Annotated in this window: 16 protein-coding genes; 9 read left to right on the forward strand and 7 right to left on the reverse strand. The window is 67.9% G+C overall.

Features of this window, described 5'->3' with window-relative positions; all coding sequences use genetic code 11:
- Nucleotides 1–50: 50 nt before the first annotated feature.
- A complete protein-coding gene (locus AB0K21_RS05670; RefSeq protein ID WP_343963467.1) occupies nucleotides 51–932 on the forward strand; it encodes a class I SAM-dependent methyltransferase in 882 nt (293 codons plus the stop codon).
- A gap of 308 nt (nucleotides 933–1,240) precedes the next feature.
- Here the strand turns inward: AB0K21_RS05670 and AB0K21_RS05675 are convergent, their stop codons facing one another.
- Nucleotides 1,241–1,699, reverse strand: a complete 459-nt coding sequence (locus AB0K21_RS05675) for a MerR family transcriptional regulator (protein WP_343963465.1) — start codon at nucleotides 1,697–1,699, stop codon at nucleotides 1,241–1,243.
- A 95-nt stretch (nucleotides 1,700–1,794) separates the two neighbouring features.
- On the opposite strand from AB0K21_RS05675, the gene AB0K21_RS05680 reads away from it, so the two are divergent.
- The 3 genes from AB0K21_RS05680 (at nucleotide 1,795) to AB0K21_RS05690 (ending at nucleotide 5,330) form a co-directional block, all read left to right on the forward strand.
- Nucleotides 1,795–2,844, forward strand: coding sequence for an aldo/keto reductase (locus AB0K21_RS05680; protein ID WP_343963463.1), 1,050 nt, complete (start codon nucleotides 1,795–1,797; stop codon nucleotides 2,842–2,844).
- Between the two features lie 245 nt (nucleotides 2,845–3,089).
- Entirely contained in the window at nucleotides 3,090–3,887 is a 798-nt protein-coding gene (locus tag AB0K21_RS05685) for an SDR family oxidoreductase (RefSeq protein ID WP_364148074.1), read from the forward strand.
- A 702-nt stretch (nucleotides 3,888–4,589) separates the two neighbouring features.
- On the forward strand, nucleotides 4,590–5,330 hold the full coding sequence (locus AB0K21_RS05690; protein ID WP_364148077.1) for a VOC family protein: 741 nt from the start codon (nucleotides 4,590–4,592) through the stop codon (nucleotides 5,328–5,330).
- A 73-nt stretch (nucleotides 5,331–5,403) separates the two neighbouring features.
- On the opposite strand, the gene AB0K21_RS05695 is transcribed toward AB0K21_RS05690, so the two are convergent.
- Nucleotides 5,404–5,808 carry a PPOX class F420-dependent oxidoreductase gene (locus AB0K21_RS05695; protein ID WP_364148079.1) on the reverse strand — a complete coding sequence of 135 codons (405 nt, stop codon included), beginning with the start codon at nucleotides 5,806–5,808 and terminating at the stop codon, nucleotides 5,404–5,406.
- A 350-nt stretch (nucleotides 5,809–6,158) separates the two neighbouring features.
- Between AB0K21_RS05695 and AB0K21_RS05700 the strand changes: the two genes are divergently transcribed.
- The gene (locus tag AB0K21_RS05700; RefSeq protein ID WP_364148082.1) at nucleotides 6,159–7,334 is read left to right on the forward strand and encodes a macrolide family glycosyltransferase; all 1,176 of its coding nucleotides are present in this window, start codon (nucleotides 6,159–6,161) and stop codon (nucleotides 7,332–7,334) included.
- Between the two features lie 147 nt (nucleotides 7,335–7,481).
- On the opposite strand, the gene AB0K21_RS05705 is transcribed toward AB0K21_RS05700, so the two are convergent.
- Nucleotides 7,482–7,751 (reverse strand): hypothetical protein, encoded by a 270-nt coding sequence (locus AB0K21_RS05705; protein ID WP_364148085.1) that lies wholly within the window; start codon nucleotides 7,749–7,751, stop codon nucleotides 7,482–7,484.
- A 35-nt stretch (nucleotides 7,752–7,786) separates the two neighbouring features.
- Here AB0K21_RS05705 and AB0K21_RS05710 point away from each other — a divergent pair, with 35 nt between their 5' ends.
- Nucleotides 7,787–8,125: a DUF2000 domain-containing protein gene (locus AB0K21_RS05710; RefSeq protein WP_364148087.1), complete on the forward strand. Its 339-nt coding sequence runs from the start codon at nucleotides 7,787–7,789 to the stop codon at nucleotides 8,123–8,125.
- A gap of 325 nt (nucleotides 8,126–8,450) precedes the next feature.
- On the opposite strand, the gene AB0K21_RS05715 is transcribed toward AB0K21_RS05710, so the two are convergent.
- On the reverse strand, nucleotides 8,451–8,855 hold the full coding sequence (locus AB0K21_RS05715; protein ID WP_364148090.1) for a PPOX class F420-dependent oxidoreductase: 405 nt from the start codon (nucleotides 8,853–8,855) through the stop codon (nucleotides 8,451–8,453).
- 208 nt (nucleotides 8,856–9,063) lie between these two features.
- Between AB0K21_RS05715 and AB0K21_RS05720 the strand changes: the two genes are divergently transcribed.
- The 3 genes from AB0K21_RS05720 to AB0K21_RS05730 all read left to right on the forward strand — a co-directional run bounded on the left by AB0K21_RS05720 (nucleotide 9,064) and on the right by AB0K21_RS05730 (nucleotide 10,937).
- Entirely contained in the window at nucleotides 9,064–9,624 is a 561-nt protein-coding gene (locus tag AB0K21_RS05720) for a GNAT family N-acetyltransferase (RefSeq protein WP_343963445.1), read from the forward strand.
- A 196-nt stretch (nucleotides 9,625–9,820) separates the two neighbouring features.
- A complete protein-coding gene (locus AB0K21_RS05725; RefSeq protein ID WP_364148389.1) occupies nucleotides 9,821–10,354 on the forward strand; it encodes a sugar O-acetyltransferase in 534 nt (177 codons plus the stop codon).
- A gap of 16 nt (nucleotides 10,355–10,370) precedes the next feature.
- A complete protein-coding gene (locus tag AB0K21_RS05730; RefSeq protein ID WP_364148094.1) occupies nucleotides 10,371–10,937 on the forward strand; it encodes a TetR family transcriptional regulator in 567 nt (188 codons plus the stop codon).
- 48 nt (nucleotides 10,938–10,985) lie between these two features.
- Here AB0K21_RS05730 and AB0K21_RS05735 read toward each other — a convergent pair whose 3' ends face one another.
- The 3 genes from AB0K21_RS05735 to AB0K21_RS05745 form a co-directional block, all read right to left on the reverse strand.
- Nucleotides 10,986–11,396, reverse strand: coding sequence for an SgcJ/EcaC family oxidoreductase (locus AB0K21_RS05735; RefSeq protein ID WP_364148098.1), 411 nt, complete (start codon nucleotides 11,394–11,396; stop codon nucleotides 10,986–10,988).
- A gap of 214 nt (nucleotides 11,397–11,610) precedes the next feature.
- Nucleotides 11,611–12,297, reverse strand: a complete 687-nt coding sequence (locus tag AB0K21_RS05740) for a response regulator transcription factor (protein ID WP_364148101.1) — start codon at nucleotides 12,295–12,297, stop codon at nucleotides 11,611–11,613.
- A 341-nt stretch (nucleotides 12,298–12,638) separates the two neighbouring features.
- A complete protein-coding gene (locus AB0K21_RS05745; RefSeq protein ID WP_364148104.1) occupies nucleotides 12,639–13,349 on the reverse strand; it encodes a hypothetical protein in 711 nt (236 codons plus the stop codon).
- Nucleotides 13,350–13,488 lie beyond the last annotated feature (139 nt).

Below are 13,488 nucleotides of genomic sequence, written 5' to 3' on the forward strand. Positions count from 1 at the left end.
TACGGCAGCTGAAACGTCCGGCCTTCGAGGTAAGGAATAGAGGAGGACTCGTGCCGGGTGTCGAAAGCGGTGTCGGCCTGACCGCCCTCATGGTCGCCGCCGCGCGGGCGATCGAGACTTACCGGCCCGACGCCCTGGCCGGCGACGCCTACGCCGAGCACTTCGTACGCGCCGCCGAGGTGTCCGCGGCCTGGCCGGTCCGCCCGGCGGAGGTGCCGGACGGGGACGCCAACCCCCTGTGGGGCAGGCTGGGGCGTTACTTCGGCCTGCGCACCCGAGTCCTCGACGACTTCCTGATCCGCTCCGTCCACGCGGGCGCCCGGCAGGTCGTTCTGCTCGGCGCGGGCCTCGACACGCGGGCCTTCCGGCTCGACTGGCCGCCGGGCCTGGTCGTCTACGAGATCGATCGCGAGGGCGTCCTGGCGTTCAAACACCGGGTGCTCGACGACCTCGCCGCCGCCCCGGCGGTCACCCGCCGCCCGATCGCCGCCGATCTGCGCGAGGACTGGGCCCGGTCGCTGCTGAACACCGGCTTCGACCCGGCCGTGCCGACCTCGTGGCTGGCCGAGGGCCTGCTGCTCTATCTCCCACCGGCCGCCGAGCGGTGTCTCATCGACACCGTGAACCGCCTGAGCGCCGAGGGAAGCACCCTGGCCTTCGAGGTCAAGCTGGGGGTGGAGTCCCCGGAGGTCCGCACCGGCCCCGTCTACCTCGCGACCAGGCAGCAGATCGGCATCGATCTGCTCGCCCTGTTCGACAGGGAGCCGCGCCCCGACTCCGTCGGCCACCTGCGGGAGTCGGGCTGGTCCACCGCGACCCGCACCCCCTTCGACTTCACCCGCCACCACGGTCGCGGCCCACTACCTGAGCCGAACGACGCCCTGGCAAGCAACCGCTGGGTGTTCGCCAACAAACCCGGCATGCACCTCTGATCGGCTTCTCGGCCGTGAACGCCTGATGTCACACCGCTGATGCCCAGGCCACAAATCTCTGGAGTCAACCTCCAGCGAGTGCCGCAACGTGTTCGTGGGCAAGCGTTGGACGCGTCGCTGCTGATCGATCGGCTGGCAGGTCGGCGCCGACGCGCTTCCCATGGTCCACGCCTTGAAAGCCGGCAGATCACCTCCGCAGAACCGGTTCTTCACCCTCAACGTCGAGGAGCCGACAACCGCGGGGAGTGTACGGAAGCGAACCTTTTCCTTGGTGACGTGTGCCTCTGATTCGTACTCCCACCCTCAACTCACAGAGGTGACACACCATGCTGATCCTGCTCTTGCCGCTCAGGCAGTGACGACGCATCGCATCCCTGTTTGGCGGGGCCGTGTTCGAGGTGGTCCTCGTACACGCCGACCTTGAAGGTGATCAGGTCCAGGCACCGGGTCAGCCTGTCCATCTGGGCGAGCACCTGCTCCCGGTGCCGGCGCAGCAGCGCGAGCCGTTCTCCCTCGGTGCCGGAACCCTGCCTGACGAGGTCGGTGTACCGGCGGATCTCGGGGAGGGGCATGCCGGAGGTGCGGAGGATGACGCAGAGCCGCAGCCACTCCACGTCGTCCTCGCTGTAGAGACGACGTCTGCCGGGGCCACGGCTCACGGGATTGGCCAGGACGCCTTCACGCTCGTAGAAGCGCAGCGTGTGCACGCTCAAACCGGTGCGTTCGGCGACCTGTCCGATGCTCAGATCCTGTTCGACTTTCGGCATGCCCTTCACCTTAGGGGCTTGCCCTAGAGCCGACTCTAGAACCTAGAGTACGCCGCATGATCACCCCGGTTTGCGACCACTAAGGGAGTTTGACCATGCACTACCGCGTTCTCGGTGGTACCGGCATCGAAGTGAGTGCCCACTGCCTTGGAACCATGATGTTCGGCGCTGTCGGCAACCCCGACCACGACGAGTGTGCCCGCATCATCCATACAGCCCTCGATCAGGGGATCAACTTCGTCGACACCGCGGACATGTACTCAGCGGGCGAGTCGGAGGAGATCGTGGGAAAGGCGTTGCGCGGCCGCCGTGACGACGTCGTGCTCGCCACCAAGGTGCACTTCCAGATGGGCGAGGGCCCGAATCGCAGCGGTAACTCCCGGCGCTGGATCGTCAAGGAGGTCGAGGAGAGCCTCAGGCGCCTGCGCACCGACTGGATCGACCTCTACCAGATCCATCGCCCCGACCACACGACCGACATCGAGGAGACGCTCGGCACGCTGAGCGATCTGGTGCACCAGGGCAAGATCCGCGCCTTCGGCTGCTCCACATTCCCGGCCGAGGAGATCGTCGAAGCGCATCACGTCGCCGAGCGCCGCGGCCTGCTGCGCTTCAGGACCGAGCAGCCGCCGTACTCACTGCTGGCCAGGGGCATCGAGACCTCCGTGCTGCCGGTCTGCCAGCGGCTGGGAATGGGGGTGCTGACCTGGAGCCCGCTGGCCTCGGGCTTTCTGACCGGCAAGTACCGCAAAGGCCAGCCCATCGATCTCACCACCGGTCGTGCGGCACTGACACCGGCACGCTTCGATCCCTCGCTTCCGGTGAACGCCAGCAAGCTGGACATCGTCGAACAGCTCGTGGAGGTCGCGGACGGCATCGGCTGCTCGCTGCCCGAACTGGCCGTGGCCTTCACCGTGGCACATCCCGGCGTCACCTCGGTCATCGTAGGGCCGCGAACGATGGACCAGCTGGAGACGCTGCTGAAGGGCGCCTCACTCACCCTCGATGACGCGACCCTTGACCGGATCGACGAAATCGTGCCGCCCGGGACCAACGCCTACCAGCCGGACGGTGCCTGGCGCCCACCGGTGCTGGCCGACACCGCCCGGCGCCGCCGTCCGCTCGCGAACCGTTCCGCGGCCTAGACCGACTCCTCCGCCCCGGTGCGAGGGCACCGTCGCCATCGGCGACCGTCCCACCTCACTTCTCGGCCCTGTCCTGAACACCCACGTCCGCGTCCTCGGACAGTGGTGATCGGTCTATCCGAGGGTGTGGACGGCGACGTAAGATCAACGCCGATGCTCAGCTGTCCGCCTCCCTGCCGGCTGCCGCGCACCGCCCCTGCGGGATCGCGACCGGTGCGGCGGGGAGAACGTCTTCGGGAGTGGCCATGCGGAAGGCAGTCGTCACCGGCAGCACCAAGGGAATCGGTTTCGCGTTCGCCCGCGAGCTGCTCCGGCGCGGGCACTCCGTACTCGTCTCGGGCCGTACCCAGGCGGCGGTGGACGACGCCGTCGAGCGGCTGCGCCCGGAGGCGTCCGGAAAGGCCACGGTTCACGGGCGCGCCGTGGACGTCACCGATGCCGAGCAGGTCGAGGCGCTGTGGAGCGCCGCGGTGGAGGCGCTCGGCGGGGTCGACCTGTGGATCAACAACGCCGGCGTCGCCCACACCACCCGCCCCATCATCGAGACCACACCCGACGACGTCCGCGCGATGGTCACCACGAACATGCTCGGCACCGTGTACGGCGCCCAGGTCGCCGTCCGCGGCATGCTCGCCCAGGGCGGCGGCCAGGTCTTCAACGTCCTCGGCGGCGGCAGCGACGGCAGCATCCGTCCGGGCATGGGCGTCTACTCGGCCACCAAACGCGGCCTGGACTCCTTCACCCGGGCACTGGTCAAGGAGGTGGCCGACACCGGCGTACGAGTCGGGCAGGTCAGACCCGGCATCCTCATCACCGAGGGATGGCTCCGGGAGGCCGCCGCCGCCCCGGACCAGGTGGACAGACAGCGCAGGATCCTCAACATCCTGTGCGACCACGTCGACGACGTCGCCCCCTACCTGGTCGAGCGGATGCTGGCCGGCACCAGGAACGGCGACGCCATCGCCTGGCTCACCACCGGCCGGTTGACCCGGAAGTTCCTCATCCCCCGCAGGCGAGACATACTCGGCCGCTACGGGCTCTGAGGCCGGCGGCTTTGGATGCCCCAGAGCCGCCACACTTTCCGTGCCCTCCTCTGGGGACTTCCGGGCAGGGCTGGCGAGTCGCCCCTCGCGAACCAAGGACGACGCGCAGCGGCGTTGGTTCCACGGATAGCCATCTGACCGCGCATCTACCCGCAAGCATTGGTTGTGAATAGCATAAACAACTGATTTACTTATTTATGGCACCAAGAGGGCGGCAGTCCGGAGTGGCCTTTCGGTGGCGAGATTGAAGCTTCATCTATGTAACGCTCCATGTGATGCGACGACTGAGCTTCCCCCCGTAGCACGGCCACCTCACCTGAGTTGACCCTGTGTCGGCTGGGAAGGAAGTGCTTCGTGCCTGCACCTCACTCGTCTGAGTTCCGTGAGCGCGCCATCGCGCTGGCTCGACTGCGCAGGAGGGCCGCGACGGCGTTCTCCCATGGTTCCGCAAGGGGGTGGACTCGATTGTGGCGCGAGCCTGCCGGCCGAGGCCGCGTTCCATCAGTGACATGATCGTGATTTGGCGACCATCGAGGAGGCGATTGCCGACACCGCGGTGCGCGGCCATGGTTTCAGCGGCCTCGGTCCAGGGGCCGATTCGTGCCAGGGCCCTGGCGCCGTGCGACTGGTGATCGGGTTGATCTCTGTTTGGCGACGGTATCTGCGGATGTCGTTGCAGAGTGGGTGCATAGGATCGCCGGCATGGCACTGCGACCTGTTCAGGTGAACATAAAGGCGCTTGATGACTCGGCGGTCGGCCTGTTCTGGGCGGAGACGCTCGGCTGGAGTGCTTACAGCCCCGGCGTGACCACCTACGTTGGACCCGTCGGCGACTTCGTCTGGCCGGACCCGGTCGCCGTCTGCGTCGACATCGTTCCCGTCCCGGAACCCAAGACGACAACAAAGAACCGCGTGCACCTCGATCTCGCCACCACCTCCGCGGACCATCAGGCGGACCTGGTCGCGCGTCTGCAGGATCTCGGCGCGACGCTCGCCGATGTGGGCCAGGGCGACGTGCCGTGGACGGTTTTGGCCGACCCGGAGGGCAACGAGTTCTGCGTGCTGGAGCCTCGGGAGACCTACCTGGATACCGGGCCGATCGCCGCGGTGGTGGTCGACTGCGCGGATCCGCGGGCCATGGCCCGCTTCTGGGGCGAGGCGATGGACTGGACCCTGCACGAGGTGACCGACGATCATGCGGTGTTGCGCTCCGCCAAGGGGGTCGGCCCGTATCTCGAGTTCCTCCGCACGCCCGGCGTGAAGACCGTGCCAGACCGCGTCCATCTTGATCTGCTGCCCTACCCCGGTGACGACAAGGCAGCGGAGGTGGCTCGGCTGCGGGCCCTCGGCGCCACCGACCTCGACCTCGGCCAGGGCGACGTCCCGTGGACGTGCCTGGCCGACCCGGAGGGCCACGAGTTCTGCGTCCTCGCCCCGTCCTGACGCGGAGCCTAACGACACCCCGACACGTGAGCCTTGTGTGCTCATGTGCCCTCCCCGGCGTCGGCGGTCGCCGTCAGATCACATCGCGGCTGTCGTAGCCCACCCCCTCGATCTTCCAGGCCACGATCCGCCGTGGGTGGATGCGGACGGTCTCCCTGTCGAAGACCACGAGCATGGGCGGATCCAGTTCCACGATCTCGGCGTGCCCGCGCACTTCGATGCCTCGACCGCGCTGGCCCAACGCGTTGGGTGTTTCCATTTCGTCGTCGACCACGAACGAGACCCGTGCGTCACGCTGAACGTTGCGGAACTTTCTGCTCTGTGTGAATGCCGGACCGCCTATGTCAATGGTTCCCGTGTCCAGGTTGATCTGGAATGTCACGGGATTGACCTGTGGCGCACCGGTGGGGTCAATGGTGGCCAGACGGCCCAGATGCTGGTCGACGAGGTACTTCAGCTCGGCGTCTGTGAAGATCATGCCCTTCACTGTGCAACCTCGACCATGATTGAGGTCAAGCGAATCCCGCATGCGCGGATTCCCAGAGGCTTCGCCAGGGGTGGCCGACTACGCGACAGGCGTGATGATCCCCCTTGTCGCTATCGAAAGAAGTCGTCGTAAGAACAAGCCGCAGCAGTAATTCGGTTGGCTGAAACGGGTGGGCAGGTTAGGCTCTCGCGCGTGATCTATTTTATTCGCCTGCGCTCGGCCTGACACGGCGCGACCGCCGGGCCTGCCCGCCGTCGGGCGGCCCCTTTTGAGCGACCCTGCCCTTCGGGTCTTCTCCTGCGCGCCGTCGGAACACCTCGTTCGAGAACCGACAGGACATCATGCGTACCCGCGAACACATCGCCATGATCGGCTGCACCGCGCCGAGTCACATCTATCCCTCGCTGGCCGTCATCGCCGAACTCGTATCCCGTGGACACCGGGTGAGCTACGCGGTCGGTGAGGCCCTGACCGGGCTGGTGGAGCCCACCGGCGCCGAAATCGTCGCCCATCCCTCGCTGCTCCCGACCAGCGAGGCCGACTGGCCGGACGACCCCGCTTCGGCCATGCACGTCTTCCTCGACGAGGCGATCGCGGTGCTGCCGCACCTCATCGACCGCTACGACGACGACCGGCCGGACCTCCTGCTCCATGACATCGGCGGGCTGCCCGCGCCCGTGCTGGCCGTGCGGTACGGCATCCCCGCCGTGCAGCTCTCCCCCACGCTCGTCGCGTGGGACGGCTACGAGCAGGATCTGGCCGAACCCCTCGACGCGATGCGGACGTCGGAGTCGGGCGAGCGCTACCACACGGCGCTCACCGCCTGGCTCCGCGACAACGGCATCGAGCGGGACGCCTGGGACTGGCAGTCACGCCCTGACCACGCCCTCTCCCTGATCCCGCGCGCGATGCAGCCCAACGCCGACCGGGTGCCGTCGAATGTCCGGTTCGTGGGGCCGTGCCTTTCTCCCCGGCGGCTGGCGGAGACCGGTTGGACGCCGCCCGCCGGTGGCAGGCGGGTGCTGCTCGTCTCGTTCGGCACCACCTACAACGACAGGCTCGACATCTACCGGGCGTGTCTCGAAGGTTTCGCCGGTTCGGACTGGCACGTGGTACTCGCGGTGGGCGGACGCGTCGACCCCGCGGATCTCGGTCCGCTCCCGGACGGCTTCGAGGTGCACCGCACCGTGCCGCAGCTGGCCGTACTGGCCGAGGCCTCGGCGTTCATCACCCACGCGGGAATGGGCGGATGCGTCGAGTCGCTGTGGTTCGGCGTGCCGACCGTGGCGATCCCCCAGGCCGTGGACCAGTTCGGCAACGCGGCCATGCTCGAACAACTCGGTGTCGGAAGGCATCTGCCCACCGAGGAGGTCACGTCGGCGACCTTGCGCTCCACGGTCGAGGAGGTCGCGGGATCGGCGGAGGTGGCCGCCCGCCTGGCGGAGATCCGTGCGACCGTACGGGCTGACGGCGGCGTCGACCGGGCCGCGCAGGCGGTGGAGTCGTTCCTGAGTTGACCTCCCGGCCTCGCGGGGCAGGACCGCCCCGCCCCGCGAGGCCGGCGTCACGACGGCGCGGTGGCCCGGAACCGCGCCGAACACCTCCTCACCGCCCGGCGGTGACCTCGGACAGCGGGCGGCCAGCGCGGCACTCGGCCGCCGTGCTCAGCGGCTTCTCCGCGAGGTGCGGGAGCGGTCGGCGCCGGCAAGCTCGATGCAGCGGGACTGGACGTGCTCGTAGACCGTCGCGGTCTGCACCTCCACGATCTCACGGCGTTCGGTGAGGCGATCGATGACTTTGGCTCTCCCGTCTCGTCCTTCTCGCCCCGTTCGCGCCGCAGCCTCAAGGAGCTCTCCGGTGTCCGCTCCGCAACTGTCCAGTGCGGACATCCGTACCGACCTGTCGACCCGGCAGGCGAAACTCAAGTGGGTCATCGTCGTCGACGAGACCTTGCCCGCCGGCCGCCTGCGTGTCCGCGACCGTCGGCAAGATCCTTCCCGACATGGTGGGGCATGACGGCAAAGACGCCTCCGGTGGCCGCCACCCGGGCCTGCCCTGGGCGGGCTGCTCCATCCTGGCCGCCGACGCGGACACCCTTCGCGCCGTTCGGGCCAGGGCCGCGGCCCAGGGAGACGAACTGCTGATCGTCGACATGCCCCAACTCGCACAGACCTCGCGCGTCTACGACGAATACCTCGACCGGCTCTCCGACACCGGGAGCGAGGAGCTGACCTACTGCGCGCTCAGCCTCGTCGGCCCTCGCAACAGGATCGACAAACTGGTCGGCAAGCTCAGCCTGCTCCGCTGAGCCACATCGTGACAACCACCCGTCGAACACCGCGTCCTCCGCCAGGCAGCGCACCTCTCGCCGGCTCAGCTGCCGAAGAACCGATTGATCGGCGGTTTGCGAGATACGTCGGCCGGGCCATACGCTGCCGCGAAAAGCACCGGCAACGCCACTACCAGTGGTCTGTTAAATCCGGGTGTAGAGGTTGAGAGCGCGCCCGGCTCCGACGGCGGTGAGCAGGCGCTGGAGTTCACCGGATGACCGCCTGGCGCCTGCCTCCCGGTAACGCGGCCCGGCAGGCCCGGGAACCGTTCCGCACCGAGCCCCCCGATGCGGGCGGTTGCCGTCAGATCACATCGCGGCCGTTGTAGCTCACCCCCTCGATGTTCCAGGCCACGATCCGCCGTGGGTGGATGCGGATGGTCTCCCTGTCGAAGACCGCGAGCATGGGCGGATCCAGTTCCACGATCTCGGCGCGTCCGCGCACTTCGATGCCTCGACCGCGCTGGCCCAACGCGTTGGGTGTTTCCATTTCGTCGTCGACCACGAACGAGACCCATGCGTCACGCTGAACGTTGCGGAACTTTCTGCTCTGTGTGAATGCCGGACCGCCTATGTCAATGGTTCCCGCGTCCAGGTTGATCTGGAATGTCACGGGATTGACCTGTGGCGCACCGGTGGGGTCAATGGTGGCCAGACGGCCCAGATGCTGGTCGACGAGGTACTTCAACTCTGCGTCGGTGAAGATCATGCCTCCACCGTGCAACCTCGACCATGACTGAGGTCAAGCGAATCCCGCATGCGGGGATTCCCACACGATCAAGATCGTCGCCCGTGTGCCCTGTCACCGAGACACGCCACCGATCCCACATCGGCCGGTCTCGGGGGTGACGGGTCAGACGGGTTGCCGCCGTGGATATTCCGTGGCGGCCCCGGCCGCTGACGGTGAGGATCGGGGCATGCCCGTCTTCCTGGAGACCGAGCGGCTCGTGTTGCGTGCGTTCACCGAGGCCGACGCCGACCACCTGCTCGTGCTGGACAACGATCCCGGCGTCATGCGCTTCATCAACGGCGGCCGGCCGACGAGCCTTGAGACGATCCAGGCGTGGACCCTGCCACGGCTCCTCCATGTCCACCCGGGCTTCGGGACCCGTGGCTACTGGGCCGCGGAGGAGAAGAACACCGACGCTTTTCTGGGCTGGTTCGAGTTCAGGCCCCTGGCCGACCACAGCCCCACCGTGGTCGAACTCGGCTACCGCCTGCACAGGGCCGCCTGGGGCAGCGGCTATGCCACGGAGGGATCGCGGGCCCTGATCCGCAAGGGCTTCACCGACCTCGGGGTGGAGCGGGTGACCGCGAACACCATGGCGGTCAACACGGGATCCCGGCGGGTGATGGAGAAGGCGGGCCTGTCGTTCGTCCGGAGTTTCACCGGGGACTGGCCGGAGGCGATCGAAGGCTCCGAGCATGGCGAAGTCGAGTACGAACTCACCCGGACCGAGTGGGAGCAACGGCGCTAAACGTCAGCCGATCCATCCGGCCCCGCCGCCCACGACCGAGGATCCTCAGACGTCACCACATCCGAAACGCGCCAAACCGCAGACAGAAGCCATGTGTACGATCGTACACATGCTGCTGTAGGTTCGTTCCGTGACTGACGCACCCGCTCCGTCCCGCGACTACTTCGCCGGTGATTCCCGCAGCAACCATGAACGCATGCTCGCGGGTGATCTCTACATCGCCGACGATCCCGAGATCTTCGAGCAGCAGCAGCGTGCCGCGCAGCTGTCGGCCACGTTTCTCGCGGCGTACGGCGACGACGGACTCGCCGCGCAGGAGATCGCCCGCGAGTTGTTCGGCAACCTCGACGAGACCGCGTTCGTGCGCGCACCGGTCTACGTCGACTATGGCAGCCACATCACGGTCGGCGCGCGCACGTTCGTCAACGCGGGCCTCACCGCCCTCGACGTCGCCCCGATCACGATCGGAGCGGACTGCCAGATCGGTCCGCACGTTCAACTTCTCACCCCGACCCATCCCGTGGAGCCGCAGCCGCGCCGTGACAAGCTGGAGGCGGCGAAACCGATCACGATCGGGGACAACGTCTGGCTCGGCGGCGGCGTCATCGTCCTTCCCGGGGTCACCATCGGCGAGAACTCGGTGATCGGCGCGGGAGCGGTCGTCACCAGGGACGTTCCCGCGAACTCCGTCGCGGTCGGCAACCCGGCGCGGGTCGTGAAGTCGATCTAGTCCACGAGGAGACCATGTGACGGTCCGGCGCACCGAACCCGACCGGCGGAGTCGGCTGATCGACGTCACGTTGGACCTGATCGCCGAGGCCGGGGTGGCCGGCACGTCGCATCGAAAGATCGCCGCCCGGGCCGGCGTACCGCTGGGCTCGATGACCTACCACTTCGACGGCATGGACGAGTTGCTGTTCGCGGCGTTCTCCCGCTTCGCCGAGACGATCATCACGCGCTTCGAGGAGCGGCTCAGCGCGGCGACAACGATCGACGAGGCCGAGGAAGCGGTGGTCAGCCTCATCCACGACGACCTCACCGGGCCGCGGGCGGCACGCGACCGGGTCCTCACCTTCGAGCTCTACACCCTGGCGGCCCGCGAACCCCGCTTCCGCGCGATCACCCACGAGTGGATGCGCCGCAGCCGCGTCGAACTCGAACGTCACTTCGACCCCGACACCGCACGCCAGGTCGACGCCCTCATCGAAGGGCTCACGATTCATCGCGGCCTCGACCCTGAACCGCCCAGCCGCGGTCTTACCGAGGACGCAGTGGCCAGGATCACTGCCCGCAACACCGGGCTCTCATCCTGAGCGGCGGCCGGTGTCCGCCACCGACCAAGGTCGCGCCCACGGATCCGGTCACGAGTCGGCAACCCCGGTGTTCTGGCAGGCGGTCAGGCGCCACCGCCCGTCCTCCTTGGACATGACGAACAGCGGGGTGCCCTCGGAGGGACCGTCGGGCGTCCGGTACAGCTGGCGCACCTTGACGGCGGCGACGTCGGGGCGGATGAACAGCACGTGCACCACCTCGAAGGTGACGGTCGAGTCCTTCATCCCGCCGGGGAGCACCTGGTGGGTGAAGACCGAGATCTCATCGCGGCCGATCAGGCGTCTGCCCCCGCTCGTCGTCCAGATCGCGTCGGGCCGGAAGAGACCGAGGAACTCCTCGGGGAGTTCGTTGTTCTGGGAGTGCTCGATCGTGGCGACCACCCGCCTGATCGCCTCGATCTCGGTCTCGCGGGTCTGTTCGTTGATCCTTGTCGCGTTCATGCGAGCCATGGTGTTACCTCAAGATAACTTGAGGTCAACTCGTCTCGGCGTGCCACCGCCCACACACCGGCGCCCCGCATGCGGCGGAGCAGGACAGGGAGGGCAGCCAGGGCACTCTCCTCAACACCACACTTGGTGCGACAAATCGTCATATCCGGTCGATGCAGAGGAAGTCGATGGTCGTCTCAGGGGTCGACACCCCGGAGGCGGCGGCCTATCGAACCGAGTTCGCCCGGCCGGGCGGCCCGCTCATCCCCCGGTAGCGGATCAGGCCGAGTTCGGTCAGGTCGTCGGACCAGAGCCAACCCGCCTCCTTGGCGATCCTGACCGCCTCCACGCGCGTGCGGGCGTCGACCTTGGCGAGGATCCGTGCCAGGTAGTTGCGCACCGTGCCGCCGGACAGGCAGAGCCGGTCGGCGATCTCGCCGACCGGTGCGCCCTCGGCCGCGGCCTGCAGGACCTCCAGTTCGCGCGGGGTGAGCGGGTTCGGTTTCGCGTTGAGGGTGGCGACGGCCAGCTCGGGGTCGACGACCCGCTGGCCGGCGGCCACCCGGCGTACGCAGTCGGCGAGCTGGCTCGCCGGGGTGTCCTTGACCACGAAGCCGCGCACCCCCGCGTCCAGCGCGCGGTGCAGCGCGGCCGGGGTCGCGAGCCCGGTCAGGATCACCGTGGCGCACTCGGGGAGCCTTCTGTGCAGTTCCGCGGCGGCGGTGAGCCCGTCGGTGCCGGGCAGGCCGATGTCGAGGAGTGCGACGTCCGGCCGGTGGTGCAGGCAGGAGTGGACCACCTCGTCGCCGTGACCGACCTCTCCCACGACCTTGATGTCGTCCTCGGTGGAGAGCAGGGCGACCATGGCCCCCCGGACCAGGTGCATGTCCTCGGCGATCAGGACGCTGATCATGAATCGTCTCCCCGTCGTCTCACGGTGTGCTCGCGCCTGGCCCGGGACCACTACCCACCCGCGAGGAGACTACCCACAGAATTCAGCCGATTACTCCGCACCAGCGTTAAACACCGAAACGCCCGACATAGGGCTATCCTCCTTACGAGGGAGGATTGCCGTCACCGACGCCATCCGAACCACGCTCCGTGGGCCCTGTAATGGTGTGGACATATAGCTCGAATAAGTGCCGACTGTTTCAACACCCCGTCGACTTGTCCTCCACTGACGACTCCTTGAGGGTGTTCACGGACGCGGTGTACGGGCATCCGGATCCGGTCGAGTGGTTTCCGGACAGGCGGTCACCGGCCCCCGGGCGACAACGACCCGGCTGAAGGCCCGAGGAGGTCGACCTCGATGCCGAGGCCGCGGCGCTCGGCTTCCCGGTAGGCGAACCAGGCCAGGGCGAGACGGAGCAGCGGGGTGCGCGACCAGGTGGCGACCAGGACGATGTCGGCGCGGGCGGCGACCTCTGCGGCCGTGCCGACGCTGTGACCGCCGTGCCGGGCGGCGAACGAGGCCGCGCGGGCCGGATCGATGTCGTGTACGACCAGGCCGCCCACGCGACGGAGCCGTCGCAGACCGAGGACCATCAACTCCGCCTGGGCACCCGCGCCGATGACGCCGAGGACCGTCCCCTCCCCGGAACCCGCGGCGGCCAGGACATGGGTGCCGAGCGCCGCGGCCAGCCCGGTTCGCCAGGCGGTGACGGTCGCCGAGTCGAGCAGCGCGAGCAGTTCACCGTCCTGGCCGCTGTGCAGGCAGATGACCCCGCGCAGAGCGGGCCGGGCTCCGGGAAACTTGGCGTTGACCTTGACCGTGTAGGCGTCGATCCCGGGCAGCAGCCCCGGGATCAGCGCGGTGGCCGTGCCGAGGAACGGCAGGTCGGTGTGGATCCGCTGCCCCGGGACGGCCGCGGCGCCGCTCCGGACGAAGCCCTCGCGCAGCGCCTCGATGCAGGCGTCCGGGTCGAGCAGGGCGATCAGGTCACGGTGGGCGAGAATCCGGGTCATGTGGACGATGATCCCAGTTCGCCATGGATTACCCGGATCCGGATCCCGTCCTCGTCGGCAACCCGATATGCCGACAACTTTTATCTCATATCCCTAGATCACTCCAATCTCGCACTCAGCCTCCTTACGGGACATATGC

The organism is Streptosporangium sp. NPDC049248 (assembly GCF_040678965.1).
Lineage (GTDB): Bacteria > Actinomycetota > Actinomycetes > Streptosporangiales > Streptosporangiaceae > Streptosporangium > Streptosporangium fukuiense.